Below are 14759 nucleotides of genomic sequence, written 5' to 3'. Positions count from 1 at the left end.
GCATGTAACAATTTCTCTAAAAATAATATGATATGATGAATGGGATTTGCGCATGAAAGGACAAGCTCTGTTTTGGCGTGTTTGTTATAATTCGGGCTTATAAATCCGAGAGTGATACGCGCATACTATCTCGGGCGGATTGGGCGATGGCGTGGATTGTTTTTTCGAATTCATAGGCGTGGTCGAAATCCGGGTAGGCCGCATGCTTGTCTCGGATGGCGCGGAGCAGGGCAGTGGCTTCGATGACTTTAAGGTCATTAAAGCCAAGCTGATGTCCTGGCGCCGGACAGAACTGGCCATAGGGCGGGTGTTCCGGGCCGGTCAGGATGGTTGTGAAGCCCTGCTGTGATGTGTCGCCTGTGTTGCGGTAAATCTGAAGTTCGTTCATGCGTTCCTGATCAAAGCAGATCATGCCCTTGGTACCGTGGACTTCCCATGCAAGACGGTTCTTACGTCCCCAGGCAGAACGGGATGTCGAAAGGTTGCCCTGAACCCCATTGGCAAAGCGTACCAGTGCAGAGGCGGTGTCTTCGTTTTCGACATTGGCACGTCCGGTGCCATCGGCCAGCGGGCGGGTTGCATGGACGGTTTGCATGTCGGCAATCAGGCTTTCAATCGGGCCAACAAGGCCATAGGCCATCGAGACAAGATGACAGCCCAAATCACCAAGTGCCCCCAACCCGGCATCCGATAGTTTTGCACGCCATGTCCAGGGCAGGGACGGGTCTGCTTGGTAATCCTCATCCACCCAGCCACGAAAATGAACGATGTTGCCGATTTCACCACTTTGCACCAACCGGCAGGCGTGGGTGAAGGCGGGGTTTTTGATGTAGTTATAGCCAACCATGGTTTTAACCCCGGCCGCACGGGCGGTGTCCCGCATTTCGCGGGCTTGATCAAGGGTGAGTGCGAGTGGTTTTTCACAATAGACGTGCTTGCCCGCCTTGATCGCGGCAATTGCCATGTCGAAATGCAGGGTGTTGGGGGTGGTGATCGAAACAATATCGACATCCGGATTGGCAACCAGAGATTTCCAGTCATCCGTTGCGTGAGCAAAACCGAACTGGTCGGCCATTTGTGCAGCCTTGTCAGCCGGGGTGTCACACAAAACAGCCAGATGAGAATCGGGTACATCCCCCATAACGGCCTTTGCCGCGCCAAAGGCCAAAGCGTGGGCCTTGCCCATGAAACCGGTGCCAATCAATCCAATGCCAAGCGATTTCATTTGTTGGAACTCCTCATCTAGCCAAAATAGAATTTTTGTTCTATTTAATGGATGATCATGGAACGCAACGTGCGTCAAGCAGAATCAAAACAGGAAAACAAAACGCCATGAGTGATCAGACCGCACCCGTTTCGCTTGAGGAATTCAATCACCGGCTGGCTGAAATATCGGAAACCATGCCCAAAAGGTTGCGTCAATGTGCCGAATTCGTTGCGCAAAATACCGACCGGATTGCGGTGTTGACCGTTGCGGAACTTTCGATAGGGGCCGGGGTGCAGCCATCGGCTTTCATGCGGTTTTGCCAACTGATGGGGTTTTCCGGCTTTTCTGAAATGCAGAAAATGTTTCGCGAAACCTATGCGCAGAAATGGCCTGATTATGCCACCCGGCTTGAGAACCTGCGCGCGACCGGCGATGACAGCCCCAGTGCCTTGCTGGCCGAGTTTGTTGAGGCAGGGCGTCTGTCGCTTGAGAATCTTGCTTCAACGGTTGATCTGAAAACCCTTGAAAAGGCGGTTGATGTGCTGGCGGCGGCCCCGATGATCCACGTGGTCGGATTTCGTCGTGCCTTTCCCGTGGCGAGCTATCTGTCCTATGCGTTTGAAAAAATGGATATCGCTGCGGTGCTGCATGATGGTGTGGGGAACCTCAACCCCCGGCATGCGATCCGCACAGGCGATGTTGTGATTGCGATTACCTTTGCACCCTATTCACAGGAAACGATTGATCTGGCGGCTTATGCCCATGACATCGGAAGTCAGGTGGTGGCAATCAGCGACGCGTTAAGCGGACCAATGCGTAAAACCGATGCACTGATGTTGTCGGTTTCCGAGGTTGATGTGGGCGCCTTTAGGGCGCTGTCGGCAACGATTTCATTGGCAATCGCGCTGGCGGTTTCGGTTGGGGCAAAACGCGACAAACTGGCTTATGGAAAATAATTATTGAAAACTTGATAAAACAGAATAAATATTCCATTTATGATATATATTGATGGAATACATGTCATCAAAAACGGATGCAAAAGACATCCGCAAGACCATGGCGACACCGCCGAAGGGAAGGAAAACGGAATGCTTAAAATAGGTTTGCTGGGCGCAGGGCGTATTGGTCAGGTCCATGCGGTTAATATTGTCGCCCATCCGCAAAGTGAACTGGTTGCCGTGTCTGACAAATTTGATGACGCCGCACAGAACCTTGCACGTGCCCATGGTGCGGTGGTGCGCACCAGCGAAGAAATTATTGCTGATCCCGCGATTGATGCGGTTTTGATCGCAACATCGACCGATACCCATGCCGATCTGATGGAGGCGGCAACCGCAGCAGGAAAGGCAGTCCTGTGCGAAAAGCCGGTTGATCTTGACCTTAAGCGTGCGGTTGATTGCCTTGCGCGCTGCAAGCCGCATGGAAAGCCTGTGATGGTCGGTTTTAACCGGCGTTTTGACCCCAATTTCAACAGCCTGAAATCAGCGTTCGACAAGGGTGAAATCGGCAAGGGTGAGTTACTGTCGATCACATCGTTCGATCCCGCCCCGCCGCCGGTCAGCTATGTAAAGGTTTCGGGCGGCATCTTTCGCGATATGGCGATCCATGACTTTGACATGGCCTGCTGGATTTATGGCGAGTTGCCGGAAAAAGTTACGGCAATCGGTTCAAGCATCGTTGATCCGGAAATCGGTAAGGCTGGTGATTTTGATACGGCAATTACCACACTTGAGTTTTCCGGCGGGCGCATGGCGGTGATTAAAAACAGCCGTCGCGCTGCATACGGCTATGACCAGCGCATAGAATTTCTGGGATCAGACGGCTTGCTGGCGGCGCACAATGTTCTGGAAAACACGGTCGAGATCATCACCCGTGCCGGTGCGACCAAAGCCAAGCCCGAGCATTTCTTCCTTGAGCGCTATGCCAAAGCCTATCAAATCGAATGGAACAACTTTATCGAAGGTGTTGAGGGTGCCAGCGAGCTCGCGGTGACCTTGCAGGATGGCATCAATGCGCTGATCGTTGCCGAGGCCGCCGCCTTGTCCGCACGCGAAGGGCGGACTGTGGATGTGGCAAAGGAAATCCCGGCCTGATTTTAAAACATCTTGAGGGATCCGATTTTTCACCGGCGCAGCGATCAGGTTGCGCCGGTTTTGTTTTGGCGTAGCTTTCCCCCGTGTTCGATTCGTTCAGAAGGCGCGTCAATTCGTGAGTTTGTAGCGTTTTCGGCCTTCTCTACAGAGGGTGCCGTCGCAGAATTTTGCAGGGTATTTAAGTGGCGGTTATCGGAGATTTAGAGCCGTGCGTTGCGTTCGAAATATCGAGATTCCGCAGTGCAATGGAAAAAAAATGTTGATTTTACATAAAAATAGAACAAAAATTCTATTAACGGTTTCAAGGATCGGGTTCGACCCACACCGTCATGGGCAAGAAGGACGCATCAAGACGACCGATTGCCGGGAAATCATATAAATCCAATGGGACAACCCCAACGTTATCAGCCACTAGGGAGGCACTCATGAAAAAGGCGCTTACTGCCGTTGCGGCAGCAGCATTTGCATTTGCCGGTTTGACCGGGACTGCATCCGCAGAAAATGAAAAATTTGTTCTGATCAGCCACGCACCGGATTCAGATAGCTGGTGGAACGTGATCAAGAATGCCATTCAGGTCGCCGGTGACCAGATGGATGTCGAAGTTGAATATCGCAATCCACCGACCGGTGATCTGGCCGACATGGCACGTATTGTCGAACAGGCCAGTGCAACCAATCCGGATGGCATCATTGTGACCATCGCAGACTTTAACGTCCTTCAGGGGCCGGTCAAAGATGCTGTTGATAAGGGCATTCCGGTTATCACGATTAACTCTGGTACTCAGGAACAGTCCGAAAAACTCGGCGCACTGATGCATGTCGGTCAGCCAGAATATGATGCCGGTTTTGGCGCGGGCAAGCGCGCAGCCGCAGCCGGTGCGAAAAGCTTTGTCTGTGTGAACCATTACATCACCAACCCGGCATCGGTCGAACGTTGCCGTGGCTTTGCCGACGCCCTTGGTGTTGAGCTTGGCAGCCAGATGATCGATAGCGGACAAGATCCGTCGGAAGTCAAAAACAAGGTCAGCGCATATTTGAACTCCCATCAGGATGTTGATGCGGTTCTGACCCTTGGTCCGAATTCCGCCCATCCGACCTTGGCAGCCCTTCGTGATAGCGGTCTGGCTGGCGAAATCATGTTTGGCACATTCGATCTTTCATCCGAGATTGCCGATGCGATCAAAGCGGGCGAAATCGATTTTGCCATTGATCAGCAGCCGTATCTGCAAGGGTATCTGCCGGTCGTCATTCTGACCAACTATGCCCGTTACGGCGTTCTGCCGTCCGGTCATATCAACTCGGGTCCGGGTTTCATCACCAAGGACAATATTGCGCAGGTCGAAAAATACGCCGGCGAGTATCGTTAAACCTCCCTCCCGTCAGGGGCGCGCCAGTTTGGCCGCCCCTGGCCACCCCTTCTATCAGTTAAAAGAGTAATGCCATGTCGGACGAGCGGATCAAGCAAGTCTCAGCCATTCGCCGTGCCATGATCAGGCCCGAACTCGGAGCGATCTGCGGTACGATTCTGGTCTTTGTTTTCTTCTTTATGATTGCCGGTGATAGCGGCATGTTTTCCGCCGAAGGTGTTCAGAACTGGGGCGTTGTTTCCGCGCAGTTCGCGATCATTGCGGTCGGTGCCTGCCTGTTGATGATTGCCGGCGAATTTGATCTTTCCGTCGGTTCCATGATCGGCTTTGCCGGTGTGGTCATTGCCATTCTGTCGGTGCAATGGGGCTTGCCGGTCTGGTTGTCGATCATTGCGGCCTTTGTGGTTTGTATGACAATTGGGGCGCTGAACGGGTTCCTTGTGATCAAGACCGGTCTGCCCAGTTTCATCGTAACACTGGCGTTTTTGTATATTCTGCGCGGACTGACCATCTGGCTTTCCATTTTGACGACCCGCCAAACCATTATCGGTGGCGTGAAAGAAGCAGCCGAAGGCGACCCGCTGGCATGGTTGTTTGGCGGTGTGATCTTCAAGGGGTTCTTCCAGTGGCTGGGCGATATTGGTGTGATCGAGACCTTTACCCGTGGATCGCGTATGGGCCAGCCGGTGGTTGATGGTATTCCGATGCTGATTGTCTGGGCGCTTGGGCTTGTCATTTTTGGTCACTGGCTTTTGACCAAAACACGTTTCGGGAACTGGATTTTTGCATCGGGTGGTGATGCGCAGGCGGCACGTTATGTCGGTGTTCCGGTGAACCGGGTTAAAATCCTGATGTTCATGTTTACGGCTTTCTGCGCGACTGTGTTTGCCACCTGTCAGGTGATGGAATTCGGCTCAGCCGCAGCAGACCGTGGATTGCTCAAGGAATTTGAAGCCATCATTTGCGTGGTCATTGGCGGTGCGCTTTTGACTGGTGGATATGGCTCTGTGATCGGGGCGGCACTAGGCGCGCTGATCTTTGGTGTGGTTCAGCAGGGCCTGTTCTTTGCCGGTGCTGAAAGCTCGCTTTTCCGCGTATTCCTTGGGGGTATCCTGATCTTTGCTGTCATCATGAATACTTATATCCGCCGCATGATTACGGGAGAACGGTGATGAGCACGCCTTTGATTGAAATGGACAATATCGAAAAACATTTTGGTCCTGTCATCGCACTTGGAGGTGTTTCCTTCAATGTCATGGAAGGGGAGTGTCATTGTCTTCTGGGCGACAATGGTGCCGGGAAGTTGACCTTTATCAAAACCATGTCGGGGGTTCACAAACCGACCAAGGGTGTGATGCGGGTTAGCGGTCAGGATGTCGCATTTTCCAGCCCGCGGGATGCGATGGAAGCCGGGATTGCCACGGTCTATCAGGATTTGGCAATGATCCCGCTTATGTCGGTGACACGCAATTTCTGGATGGGACGTGAGCCACGTAAAAGTTTCGGCCCGTTCAAATGGATCGATTTCAAACACGCCAACAAGGTGACCATGGATGAAATGTCATCCATGGGAATTAACCTGCGTGAACCAGAACAAGCAGTTGGGACCCTTTCGGGCGGCGAGCGCCAGACGGTTGCAATTGCGCGTGCGGTTCATTTCGGGGCCAAGGTCCTGATCCTTGATGAACCGACATCCGCCCTTGGTGTGCGTCAGACATCGAATGTTCTGGCGACCATTGATCGGGTGCGGAAGTCCGGGATTGGGGTAATTTTCATTACCCATAACGTGCGTCATGCAATGGCCGTCGGTGACAGATTTACCGTGTTGAACCGTGGCCAGACCCATGGCACGGCAAAGCGCGGCGAAATAAAGCCAGAAGAACTGCAGGATATGATGGCTGGCGGACAGGAGCTTGCCCAGCTCGAAGGGTCGCTCGGAGGGACAGTTTGATGAAGCGGCTTGATGTCATCACGATTGGACGGTCGTCGGTTGACCTTTATGGGGCCCAGATTGGCGGGCGCCTAGAGGACATGGCGTCGTTCAACAAATATATCGGCGGGTCCCCGACCAATATGGCATGCGGTACGGCGCGCTTGGGACTTAAATCCGCGCTGATCACCCGTGTTGGGGATGAGCATATGGGCCGGTTTATCCGCGAGAAGCTTGTCGCTGAAGGCGTTGATGTCCGTGGTGTGGTCACCGACCCGGAACGTCTGAGTGCACTAGTGTTGCTTGGGGTGCGCGATCAGGAACAGTTTCCGTTGATTTTCTATCGCGAAAACTGTGCGGACATGGCGCTCTGCGAAGATGATATCGATCCTGATTTCATTTCGGATGCACGCTGTGTCACGGTTACGGGAACGCATCTATCGCATCCCAAAACCCGTGCTGCGGTCTTAAAAGCGGTACGTCTGGCGCGGGATGCCGGGGCGAAAACCGCCCTTGATATTGATTACCGGCCCAACCTTTGGGGGCTGTCGGGGCATGGGGATGGTGAAAATCGTTTCATTGCGTCGGACACGGTGACCAAGGAATTGCAGGCAACCCTGCATTTGTTTGATCTGATCGTGGGGACCGAGGAAGAATTCCATATTGCCGGGGGGACGACAAACACCCTAAAGGCGCTGGAAAATGTTCGGGGTATCTCGAAGGCGACCCTTGTGTGTAAGCGCGGTCCGATGGGGGCGGTGGCCTTTACCGACAAAATCGGTACGAACCTTGATGATGGGATTTCCGGGCCGGGGTTTGCGGTTGATGTCTTTAACGTCCTTGGCGCGGGTGACGGCTTTATGTCGGGTCTGCTCAAAGGCTGGATAACCGATCAGGATTGGCAAACGTCACTTAAATACGCCAATGCGTGTGGGGCGTTTGCGGTGTCGCGCCATGGCTGTACGCCGGCCTATCCGAGTTGGGAAGAACTTCAATTCTTCTTTGATCGCGGAATGAAAACCCCGGAACTGCGCAATGACGCAGAGCTTGAACAAATCCACTGGTCAACCAACCGAACCGGCAAATGGCCGGAAATGCGGGTCTTTGCCTTTGACCATCGCATGCAGCTTGAAGATTTGGCGGATGAGCTAAAAGTTTCCCGTGACCGCATTGGACCGTTCAAGGAACTTTGCCTTCGTGCGGCGCGAACGGTGTCTGGCGATAAGGCTGGATACGGTATTCTGTGTGATCGTCGATTGGGTCGTGATGCGCTTTATGCGGCCGCGGGAACCGGGCTTTGGATTGGGCGTCCGGTCGAAGTGCCGGGATCACGTCCCTTGCAGCTTGAAATTGGACCGGATCTTGGCAGCAAGCTTGCAGAATGGCCGGTCGAGCATGTGGTCAAGGTACTGTGTTTTTATCATCCCGATGACGACGCACAGACCAAGACCGATCAGGAAGAAACCATTGTCCGCCTTGCCGATGCAGCACGGGCCAACGGGTTGGAGTTTTTGCTGGAAGTCATTCCGTCGAAAGTACGCGACTGCGATGATGAAACCACGGCCAAAGTGATTGAACGTTTCTACGATATCGGGGTTTATCCCGACTGGTGGAAGCTTGAACCGATGAAATCGGATGGGGCATGGCGCAATGCCTGTGATGCCATTGCCAAAAGTGATCCTTATTGTCGGGGCATTGTGGTTCTGGGCCTTGAAGCACCAGAGGCAGAGCTTGTCGAAAGCTTCGAAGTTGCGGCGCGGTATGACATGGTCAAGGGCTTTGCCGTTGGGCGGACCATCTTTGCGGGTGTTGCACGCGAATGGTTAAGCGGTACGATCACGGACGAAGATGCCGTTGCCTCAATGGCAAATAAATATCGCGCCCTGTGTGATACCTGGGACGCAGCGCGCAAAAAATCGGGAGGAGCGGCATGAAAACCGTTCGATTAACCGCCGCCCAAGCAATGGTGCGGTACCTTAGTTGTCAGATGAACTGTGATGGCGATCCCTTCTTTGGCGGGTGCTGGGCCATTTTCGGGCATGGCAATGTCGCGGGGCTTGGCGAGGCTTTGCACGGTATTGGCGATGAGTTTCCGACATGGCGCGGTCATAACGAGCAGGGCATGACACATGCCGCCATTGCCTATGCCAAGGCATCCAATCGCAAACGTACGATGACGGTGACGACCTCTATCGGGCCGGGGGCGACCAATATGGTGACCGCTGCTGCACTGGCGCATGTGAACCGTTTGCCGGTTCTTCTTGTGCCCGGTGATGTGTTTGCCAATCGCGCACCTGACCCGGTTTTGCAGCAGATAGAAGATTTTGGCGATGGTACGATTTCGGCCAATGACTGCTTTAAACCAGTAAGTCGCTATTTTGACCGGATCACCCGCCCTGAACAGCTTTTGACCGCCTTGCCGCGTGCGATGGCTGTACTGACTGATCCGGTGGAGTGTGGTCCGGTCACATTGGCGTTCTGTCAGGATGTTCAGGCAGAAGCCTATGATTGGCCGGAAAGCTTCTTTGTGCAAAAAACATGGAAACAGGTGCGCCCGCGTGCAGACCTTGACCAGATTGACGCCGCGATTGCGGCGATCAAGGCGGCAAAAAAGCCACTGATCATTGCCGGTGGTGGCGTGCATTATGCCGATGCATGTGATGATCTGCGCGACTTTGCCCATCGTCATAATATCCCCGTGGCCGAAACCCAGGCGGGGAAATCCGCGTTGGCGTGGGATGACGCACTTAACCTTGGGTCCATCGGTGTCACCGGGGCAAGCAGTGCCAATGCCGTTGCCGAAGAGGCTGATCTGATCATTGCGTTGGGCACGCGCCTTCAGGATTTTACGACGGGAAGCTGGGCGCTGTTCAAAGGCCCGAACCATCGCATTCTATCGATCAATGTTGCGGCCTATGACGCCCGAAAACATGATGCAATTTCGGTTGTTGGCGATGCCAAGGTAACGCTGGCGGAGCTCAGCAACGCGCTGGGCGAGCATCAAGCACGTAGCGTCGATCCTGCGCTTAAGAAAAGCTGGATTGAGGCGGTTGATGGTGTCACGGCCCTGCCAACCGGCAATGCCTTGCCGACCGATGCGCAGGTGATCGGTGCGGTTCAGCGCAGTACCGATGATGATGCCATTGTGGTCTGTGCTGCCGGCGGGCTTCCCGGCGAGTTGCACAAGCTTTGGAAAGCGGCCAAGCCGAATGGATATCACGTTGAATATGGCTTTTCCTGCATGGGGTACGAGATTGCCGGTGGCCTTGGCGTGAAGATGGCGTGCCCGGATCGTGAAGTTGTCGTCATGGTGGGGGATGGGTCTTACATGATGATGAATTCCGAACTGGCGACCAGTGTGATGCTGGGCCACAAGATCATTACGGTAATCCTTGATAACCGCGGTTTTGGTTGTATCAACCGGTTGCAAATGGCGACCGGCGGGGAAAGTTTTAATAACCTTCTTGATACCGCGCGCCATGTTGAACCATCTGCCATCGACTTTGCCGCCCATGCCAGTGCGATGGGGGCTATTTCTGAAAAAGTTTCATCGATTACCGACCTTGAAGGCGCCATGGAGCGGGCACGCAAGGCAGATCGATCCTACGTCATTGTGATCGATACCGATCCGCTGCCCAGTACTGAGGCCGGTGGTCATTGGTGGGATGTTGCCGTGCCAGAAGTTTCGGTGCGCCCGACGGTGAACGAAGCCCGCAAAAATTACGAAGCTGCGCTGAAAAACCAGCGCCCCGGAGACTAGAATTATGATCCTTTATGGTACCAATCCGATTGCCTGGTCCAATGATGATGACCAGACCCTTGGCGCAGAAATCAGCCTTGAGACCTGTTTGTCCGAAGCTGGAAAAATCGGCTTTGATGGCATTGAAAAAGGCCACAAAATGCCGACAGAACCGTCTGCCTTAAAAGCAGCGCTTGATCCCCATGGTCTTCAATTCGTATCAGGCTGGCATTCGCTGAACCTTTTGACCCATTCGGTCGAGGATGAGAAAAAAGCCATTCAGCCACATCTTGATTTGCTCAAAGCCATGGGCTGCAAGGTTTGCATCGTATGCGAAACCTCAAACGCCATTCATGGCAATGATGATGCCGCCCTTAATGACAGTCCGGTTCTGGCGGGGGATCAATGGGCAAAGTTTGGCGCGGATGTTGAACTGATTGCGGCCTATTGTGCCGATCAGGGGATTGATCTGGTCTATCACCATCACATGGGCACGATTGTTGAAGCTGCCGATGAAATTCATGCCTTTATGGCCAACACCGGCCCGAAAACCAAGTTGTTGCTAGATACAGGACACGCATGGTTTGGCGGTGCCGATCCCGAAGAATTGGCGACCCGTTACATGGACCGTGTTGGCCATATCCATTGTAAAAACGTGCGCCCGGCAATCAGCAAGCAGGTCCGTGAAGAGGACTTGAGCTTCCTTGAAGGCGTGCGTCGTGGTGTCTTTACCGTCCCAGGGGACGCCGAAGGCGGCGTTGCGTTTGAGCCGGTCCTGAAAATAGCGGGTGAACACGGCTATTCCGGCTGGCTGGTGATTGAGGCCGAACAGGACCCCAATGTGCGCAACCCGTTTGAATACCAGTCACTGGGATTGAAATCGCTCCGCGATATGGCCGAGAAAACCGGACTGGATACCAGACTGGATAAAGGAGACATCTGATGGCAGACCTGCTTAGAAAACCAAGTGGAAAACACGGCAAGGTGCATGACATTACCGCCAAAGATGCCAATTGGGGATATGTCGGGTTTGGTCTGTATCACCTGAAAGCTGGCGAAAGTGCTGCCGAGGCAACAGGGGATCGTGAAGTCATTCTGGTTCTGGTCGAAGGCAAGGCAAGCATTTCTGTCGATAATCAGGATTTCGGTGAACTTGGCAAACGCATGAGCGTTTTTGAGCGGATCCCGCCAGCTTGCGTCTATGCACCCAATGAGGCGAACTGGAAAGCGATGGCCACGACGGATTGTACGCTTGCGGTTTGTACCGCACCGGGCAAGGGAAATTACCCGGCACGGGTGATCAGTGACATTGAACTGGTTGAGCGTGGCAAAGGGGCCAATACCCGCTATATTCATCCGATTGCGATGGAAGATAAAGACATTGCCGATAGCCTGCTGGTGACCGAGGTGTTTACTCCGCAAGGCAACTGGTCAAGTTATCCGCCCCATCGTCATGATGAGGATAACTATCCTGACATGACCTATCTTGAAGAGACCTATTATCATCGCCTTAACCCTGCTCAGGGGTTTGGGTTCCAGCGGGTCTTTACCGAGGATGGCGAGTTGGATGAAACCATGGCGGTTTCAGATGGCGATGTTGTTCTGGTGCCCAAGGGCCATCATCCGTGCGGCAGTCCATATGGCTATGAGATGTATTATCTTAACGTCATGGCGGGGCCGATGCGCAAATGGCGTTTCCAAAACCATCCAGATCATAACTGGATATTCCAGCGCGATAGCAAGTGATTGCAGACTGATCGAGAGTTTTCCGCGAATACGGCTGAGCCATTTGGAGGCTTTTCTCGTTGGTGTGCATGCAAGTAGATGTCGTCTTTTCTGGTACTAAGTAAATACTCATATCAAATGAGTATTTACTTAAATCTCCCAACGAAATGCCACACGCTTCCCGCCGGTCATAATTTGGAATTATGACCGGGGAACAGATACTTGTTTGTTCTGATTGATATTCTTCTGAGCCTTGTTGTCATGTGGTTCTGATAGAAGAAGATAAATCGATAGAATCCGGTAGGCTGCAATAGCTTGGAAGGAAGGATACTCAGGAGTTTCAATTTGACTCTGGAGTATGTTAGCGCCTAGAAAAGAACAAATAGTGAACATATGTTGTGTGTGATGTTAACTGAACGGCTTGATGAGGCGCGTGCGGCCTTGGCACAGCTCGACAAACAGTGGAAGGGGCGGGTTGCTTGTCCGGACGGTGAGACGGGTGATGTGATTTCGCATGCCTTTGGGAATGTGTCGCTATCCCGGCATATTGGTCCTGTCGGTATTCGATCTGTTGGCTTGCATGAAGTGGTTTGCAGTCATGACGATGGGGCCGCATCGGTTCTGGCGTGGCATCTTGCGCAGATTGGCGAAAGTAAATGTGAAACAGGACCGTGTGGCAAATCTGTCTTTTGGATCAGGCAGCGGCGGGCCATTGATCAGGGTCGGTTTTATCATTTGTCCTTGCCTTATCTGGCATCGGGTCCGCCGCCCTTGATGATGACGACCGGGCAGCAGGTTACGGCTCTTTGGGCATGTGAAGAAGTTGCCAAATCCGGGCAGGTCGCATCGGTTATTCTGGAAACGACTGACTATGGCTTGACGGCGGCCAGACGTCTGCAACTGGCGTGTGAGAAGGCTGGGACCCGTTTGATCGTGCTGAGAAGGGCGCAACAGACCAAACGTCTTGCACCATCCAGTGCGCTAACGCGCTGGAAAATCGAACCTTCCGATGACCGGAAGACAAACAGTACAGGAAATATTCATCATCTCAGCCTGATCGGGGGACGTGGGGTTCGACCGGGCGGCTGGAGAGTTGAGATCAATGCAGCAACGTTTTCTATATCTGTGGTTGACGCAATGGAAGATCGACTGCCATCGGATCGCGTCGCCTGTGTGCGGAAATGAAACACGGCAAATCCCCAAGGCCGATGTGCCACTGATCATCACGCGTGTTGATCCCAAAGGCGTTCTGGTGTGCGGATTGAATGGTGCTGCGTATCAGGCGGGGCTGCATGGTGCCATGCGCCTGTCCGATGCGCGCAGCATCCTGCCTGATCTGACGAATATTTCCGAAGAACCCGACCGTTATCAATCGGAACTAACCCGTCTGATCCAGTTTATGGATCGCTACAGCCCATGGATCGCACCAGACCGTATGCTGCATACCCAAAGCTTGCAGGGGGACGCGGGCTTATGGCTCGACATTACGGGCGGGAGCCATTTATTTGGCGGCGAAGCTGCAATGCTGGGGCAGGTTTTGCGTGATGTGCAGGCACGTGGCATGCATGCGCGTGCTGCGATTGCCGATACCGCCGGGGCGGCTTGGGCAGCGGCACGCTGTCATCCTGATGCGCCCGATCAGCGCATCCTGCATCTGCCGCGCGATCATACGGTTGCTGCACGATTTCCTGTGTCCTGTCTCAGGCTAGCGGATGATATTTTGACCTTGCTTTCCCGACTTGGGCTCAAACGTCTTGGCGATATTACGCCATTACCGCGCGCGAACATCACTACCCGGCTGGGGCCGAATGTTTTGCAACGTCTTGATCAGTTTTATGGCCGCCTGCCAGAACATCTGAGTTTTGAATTGCCCAAACATCGCTGGCTGATCGGACGCAGTTTTGGCGAACCATTGGGCGATGCCGTCACCCTTTCGCAGGCGGTTGAAGCCATGATGGGGGAGTTGTGCGAAAGACTTCGGGGCGAAAACCTGGGTCTGCGCCGTGTCGTTTTGCGCTGTATACAGGTCGATGGGCATACCCATACGATTGCTGTGACAACCGGCAGTCCGTGCCAGATCGAGCTTCATATCCTGCGGCTTCTTGCGGAAAAAATGCCCGGTGTGGATGCCGGATTTGGCATTGAACAGGTCGTCCTTTATGCGCCTTGGGTTGAACATGTCACCTTTCGTCAGGTCCGGCTGGATCAAAAGCAGGATGACAGTGGCGGAACCATCGCTCTTGCGCAATTGGTTGACCGGATCACGCATCATCTGGGGGCGGACGATAGCCTGTTTTATCCGGGCCATCATGCCAGCCACCTGCCTGAACGGGCCGCCGTCCGTCAGGCCGTTACGGGACGGGTCAAGCCGGTACTGCTTGATAACGTTAGCCTGCCCCGTCGGCCGGTGCGCCTGATTGATCCGCCCGAGCCTGTCGATATTCTTGCGCGCAGTGATACGGGGACCCCGATCAGACTGCGCTGGCGCAAGATGGTTGTTGAAATTCTGTGTGCCGAGGGACCCGAACGCATTTGCCCGGAATGGTGGGAGCATCTGGACCGGCATGACTTTGCCCTAAGCCAGCAGACCCGCGATTATTTCCGGGTGTGTGATCAGAAAGGCCGGATGCTGTGGCTGTTTCGAAGTGGCTCGTTCGGGCAGGATATCTGGTCCGTTCATGGCCTGTTTGGGGGATAG

Annotated in this window: 13 protein-coding genes; 11 read left to right on the top strand and 2 right to left on the bottom strand. The window is 53.8% G+C overall.

From position 1 onward, the window contains the following. Nucleotides 1-97 precede the first annotated feature (97 nt). A complete protein-coding gene (locus AC0VXT_RS15905) occupies nt 98-1225 on the bottom strand; it encodes a Gfo/Idh/MocA family protein (RefSeq protein WP_475546191.1) in 1128 nt (375 codons plus the stop codon). A gap of 107 nt (nt 1226-1332) precedes the next feature. On the opposite strand from AC0VXT_RS15905, the gene AC0VXT_RS15900 reads away from it, so the two are divergent. Both AC0VXT_RS15900 and iolG read left to right on the top strand, forming a co-directional pair. Next, nucleotides 1333-2163 carry a MurR/RpiR family transcriptional regulator gene (locus AC0VXT_RS15900; protein ID WP_475546190.1) on the top strand — a complete coding sequence of 277 codons (831 nt, stop codon included), beginning with the start codon at nt 1333-1335 and terminating at the stop codon, nt 2161-2163. Nucleotides 2164-2295: 132 nt separating this feature from the next. Next, entirely contained in the window at nt 2296-3300 is a 1005-nt protein-coding gene (gene iolG, locus AC0VXT_RS15895; RefSeq protein ID WP_475546189.1) for an inositol 2-dehydrogenase, read from the top strand. Nucleotides 3301-3601: 301 nt separating this feature from the next. On the opposite strand, the gene AC0VXT_RS15890 is transcribed toward iolG, so the two are convergent. Then, nucleotides 3602-3727, bottom strand: a complete 126-nt coding sequence (locus AC0VXT_RS15890) for a hypothetical protein (RefSeq protein ID WP_475546188.1) — start codon at nt 3725-3727, stop codon at nt 3602-3604. Here AC0VXT_RS15890 and AC0VXT_RS15885 point away from each other — a divergent pair. From AC0VXT_RS15885 to AC0VXT_RS15845, 9 genes are all read left to right on the top strand, one after another. Further along, nucleotides 3726-4667 carry a sugar ABC transporter substrate-binding protein gene (locus AC0VXT_RS15885; RefSeq protein ID WP_101299498.1) on the top strand — a complete coding sequence of 314 codons (942 nt, stop codon included), beginning with the start codon at nt 3726-3728 and terminating at the stop codon, nt 4665-4667. The two genes, AC0VXT_RS15890 and AC0VXT_RS15885, sit on opposite strands and share 2 nt — an antisense overlap. A gap of 74 nt (nt 4668-4741) precedes the next feature. Further along, on the top strand, nt 4742-5839 hold the full coding sequence (locus tag AC0VXT_RS15880) for an ABC transporter permease (RefSeq protein ID WP_475546187.1): 1098 nt from the start codon (nt 4742-4744) through the stop codon (nt 5837-5839). Further along, on the top strand, nt 5839-6618 hold the full coding sequence (locus AC0VXT_RS15875) for an ATP-binding cassette domain-containing protein (RefSeq protein ID WP_475546186.1): 780 nt from the start codon (nt 5839-5841) through the stop codon (nt 6616-6618). The genes AC0VXT_RS15880 and AC0VXT_RS15875 overlap by 1 nt, the downstream gene beginning before the upstream one ends. Continuing rightward, on the top strand, nt 6618-8531 hold the full coding sequence (locus tag AC0VXT_RS15870) for a bifunctional 5-dehydro-2-deoxygluconokinase/5-dehydro-2-deoxyphosphogluconate aldolase (RefSeq protein ID WP_475546185.1): 1914 nt from the start codon (nt 6618-6620) through the stop codon (nt 8529-8531). The genes AC0VXT_RS15875 and AC0VXT_RS15870 overlap by 1 nt, the downstream gene beginning before the upstream one ends. Beyond that, the gene (iolD, locus tag AC0VXT_RS15865) at nt 8528-10357 is read left to right on the top strand and encodes a 3D-(3,5/4)-trihydroxycyclohexane-1,2-dione acylhydrolase (decyclizing) (protein ID WP_475546184.1); all 1830 of its coding nucleotides are present in this window, start codon (nt 8528-8530) and stop codon (nt 10355-10357) included. The genes AC0VXT_RS15870 and iolD overlap by 4 nt, the downstream gene beginning before the upstream one ends. Before the next feature lie 4 nt (nt 10358-10361). Then, nucleotides 10362-11279 carry a myo-inosose-2 dehydratase gene (gene iolE, locus AC0VXT_RS15860; RefSeq protein ID WP_475546183.1) on the top strand — a complete coding sequence of 306 codons (918 nt, stop codon included), beginning with the start codon at nt 10362-10364 and terminating at the stop codon, nt 11277-11279. Further along, nucleotides 11279-12082 (top strand): 5-deoxy-glucuronate isomerase, encoded by an 804-nt coding sequence (gene iolB, locus AC0VXT_RS15855; RefSeq protein WP_475546182.1) that lies wholly within the window; start codon nt 11279-11281, stop codon nt 12080-12082. The genes iolE and iolB overlap by 1 nt, the downstream gene beginning before the upstream one ends. 384 nt (nt 12083-12466) lie before the next feature. Further along, entirely contained in the window at nt 12467-13246 is a 780-nt protein-coding gene (locus tag AC0VXT_RS15850) for an ImuA family protein (RefSeq protein WP_475546181.1), read from the top strand. Beyond that, on the top strand, nt 13233-14759 hold the full coding sequence (locus AC0VXT_RS15845) for a Y-family DNA polymerase (protein WP_475546180.1): 1527 nt from the start codon (nt 13233-13235) through the stop codon (nt 14757-14759). Before AC0VXT_RS15850 ends, AC0VXT_RS15845 begins: the two co-directional genes overlap by 14 nt.

The organism is Thalassospira sp. Z349TD_5 (genome assembly GCF_056173045.1).
This window is presented reverse-complemented; position numbering and strand designations above follow the sequence as displayed.

What these genes read in the sequence shown, in the direction of transcription:
- iolD (WP_475546184.1), top strand. Translation starts at nt 8,528, where the DNA reads ATGAAAACCGTTCGATTAACCGCCGCCCAAGCAATGGTGCGGTACCTT.
- iolG (WP_475546189.1), top strand. Translation starts at nt 2,296, where the DNA reads ATGCTTAAAATAGGTTTGCTGGGCGCAGGGCGTATTGGTCAGGTCCAT.
- AC0VXT_RS15850 (WP_475546181.1), top strand. Translation starts at nt 12,467, where the DNA reads ATGTTAACTGAACGGCTTGATGAGGCGCGTGCGGCCTTGGCACAGCTC.
- AC0VXT_RS15900 (WP_475546190.1), top strand. Translation starts at nt 1,333, where the DNA reads ATGAGTGATCAGACCGCACCCGTTTCGCTTGAGGAATTCAATCACCGG.
- AC0VXT_RS15905 (WP_475546191.1), bottom strand. Translation starts at nt 1,225, where the DNA reads ATGAAATCGCTTGGCATTGGATTGATTGGCACCGGTTTCATGGGCAAG.
- iolE (WP_475546183.1), top strand. Translation starts at nt 10,362, where the DNA reads ATGATCCTTTATGGTACCAATCCGATTGCCTGGTCCAATGATGATGAC.
- AC0VXT_RS15885 (WP_101299498.1), top strand. Translation starts at nt 3,726, where the DNA reads ATGAAAAAGGCGCTTACTGCCGTTGCGGCAGCAGCATTTGCATTTGCC.
- AC0VXT_RS15870 (WP_475546185.1), top strand. Translation starts at nt 6,618, where the DNA reads ATGAAGCGGCTTGATGTCATCACGATTGGACGGTCGTCGGTTGACCTT.
- AC0VXT_RS15880 (WP_475546187.1), top strand. Translation starts at nt 4,742, where the DNA reads ATGTCGGACGAGCGGATCAAGCAAGTCTCAGCCATTCGCCGTGCCATG.
- AC0VXT_RS15875 (WP_475546186.1), top strand. Translation starts at nt 5,839, where the DNA reads ATGAGCACGCCTTTGATTGAAATGGACAATATCGAAAAACATTTTGGT.
- AC0VXT_RS15890 (WP_475546188.1), bottom strand. Translation starts at nt 3,727, where the DNA reads ATGAGTGCCTCCCTAGTGGCTGATAACGTTGGGGTTGTCCCATTGGAT.
- iolB (WP_475546182.1), top strand. Translation starts at nt 11,279, where the DNA reads ATGGCAGACCTGCTTAGAAAACCAAGTGGAAAACACGGCAAGGTGCAT.